Origin of the sequence: Stenotrophomonas sp. 2YAF22 (assembly GCF_052114665.1) — a bacterium.
GTDB classification, from domain to species: Bacteria; Pseudomonadota; Gammaproteobacteria; order Xanthomonadales; family Xanthomonadaceae; genus Stenotrophomonas; species Stenotrophomonas indicatrix.
Genome location: NZ_JBFRFE010000723.1, coordinates 1 through 1,941, shown reverse-complemented (window position 1 = coordinate 1,941; position 1,941 = coordinate 1). Strand labels below are relative to the sequence as shown.

The 1,941-nt window shown below is 64.4% G+C and carries 2 protein-coding genes; both read left to right on the top strand.

The features are described 5' to 3' along the window. Nucleotides 1–608: ABC transporter permease (locus AB4Y84_RS20400; protein ID WP_442250790.1), on the top strand; the 608-nt coding region annotated here is incomplete at its 5' end. Between the two features lie 684 nt (nucleotides 609–1,292). Continuing rightward, nucleotides 1,293–1,941, top strand: a 649-nt coding sequence (locus AB4Y84_RS20395; protein WP_442250789.1) for a 2-dehydropantoate 2-reductase N-terminal domain-containing protein, incomplete at its 3' end; no start/stop codon positions are given.

Sequence of the window (1,941 nt, the reverse complement as noted above, 5' to 3'; positions counted from 1 at the left end):
GCTACACCTACATGCAGTTCATCGTGCCGGGCCTGGTGATGATGAGCGTGATCCAGAACAGCTACGGCAACATCAGCTCCTCGTTCTTCGGCGCCAAGTTCGGCCGCCACGTGGAAGAGCTGCTGGTCAGCCCGATGCCGAACTGGGTGATCCTGTGGGGCTACGTGGCCGGTGCGGTGCTGCGCGGCCTGATGGTGGGCGTGATCGTGCTGATCATCGCGATGTTCTTCACCCCGGTGCGCATTCCGCATCCGCTGGTGACGCTGACCACGGTGATCCTGGGCGCGACGATCTTCTCGCTGGCTGGCTTCATCAATGCGGTGTATGCGAAGAAGTTCGATGACGTTGCGATCGTGCCGACCTTCATCCTGACCCCGCTGACCTACCTGGGTGGCGTGTTCTACTCGGTGAAGCTGCTGCCGCCATGGGCAGAGGCGGCCACGCACGCAAATCCGATCTTCTACATGGTCAATGCGTTCCGCTATGGCCTGCTGGGCAGCAGCGATGTGCCGGTGGTGGTGGCGTATGCGCTGATGATCGGTTTCGTGGTGGTGCTGACGGCGCTGGCGCTGTGGTTGCTGAAGCGTGGCGTGGGCATGCGCAGCTGAGGATGTTCTGCAGGGCCTGCGGCCCTGCACCCGCGGTGGTAGGTAGTGCCGGCCGCTGGCCGGCAACAGCAACAGCAACAGCAACGTCAAACGCGGGCTATCCGTGGGATGGCGGGGTGGGTCCGGTTGCGGGGGACGCCGTAAACCCATCCMTGGGGGCTTGGCCGCGGCATCCATGCCGCGGACACCCCCGMAACCGGACCCACCCCGCCTTCGACAGTTTTCCGCTGCTGTCGGAACGGCGTCTGTGCTGCTGTTGGTGGGTGTCGACCCTGGTCGACACAGTAGGTCCACGCCATGCGTGGATGAAGCATTCGCGATGGAGCCGAGCATCTGCTCGGCTCTTTTCGTTTGTGAGCTGATGGATATAGATCCATCGGAAAGATGATCGCGGGGAATGAGCGAAGCGACCCGCTGTTGCTTTTGATTTTCTTCTTTGTTTTCCGTGGTGGACGCACACGGAACGCGTCCGTGGCCGGGTGGGTAGGTTGCGCAGGGGCGTGAGCCGCATGGATGCGGCGACCGAGCCTACAAGGACGTATTTACGGCGTCCCCTGCGCAACCTACCCACCCGGCCATCCTCATGGACCGCGCTTTGCGCGAACCACCACGAGGGGCTCAGCCGTTGGCCGCAAACTCCGGCACAATCGCTGCAGTGAATCCCCCAACTGCAGTGAGCGTGCAATGCGTATCCTGATCCTCGGCGCCGGCGGTACCGGCGGTTACTTCGGTGGTCGCCTGGCCCAGGCTGGCGTGGACGTGACCTTCCTCGTGCGCCCCACGCGCGCCGCACAGCTGGATCGTGATGGCCTGGTGCTGCGCAGCCCGGTGGGCGATGCCACGTTCCCGGTGCAGCATGTCACCGCAGATGCCCTGCCTGCGCTGGCTGCGGACAAGCCGTTCGATCTGGTGATCCTCAGCTGCAAGGCCTACGACCTGGACAGCTCGATCGATGCCATCGCCCCGGCGGTGGGCGCGGGCACCACCGTGCTGCCGATCCTCAACGGCCTGCATCACTACAACGCGCTCGACGCACGCTTCGGCCGTGACGCCGTGCTCGGCGGTCTGTGCTTCATCAGTGCGACCAAGGCGCCTGATGGCGCCGTGCTGCACCTGGGCAAGCCGGCCAAGCTGACTTTCGGCGAACGCGATGGCGGTGCGATCTCCGCGCGCGTGCAGGCGTTCGCAGCAGCGTGTGCGCAGGCTAATCTGGATCATCTGGCCAGTGAACACATCGGCCAGGAACAGTGGATCAAGTACACCTTCCTCACCGCGCTGGCGGCGGCCACCTGCCTGCTGCGTGCGGACATCGGCACGATCGTGGCCACCGACG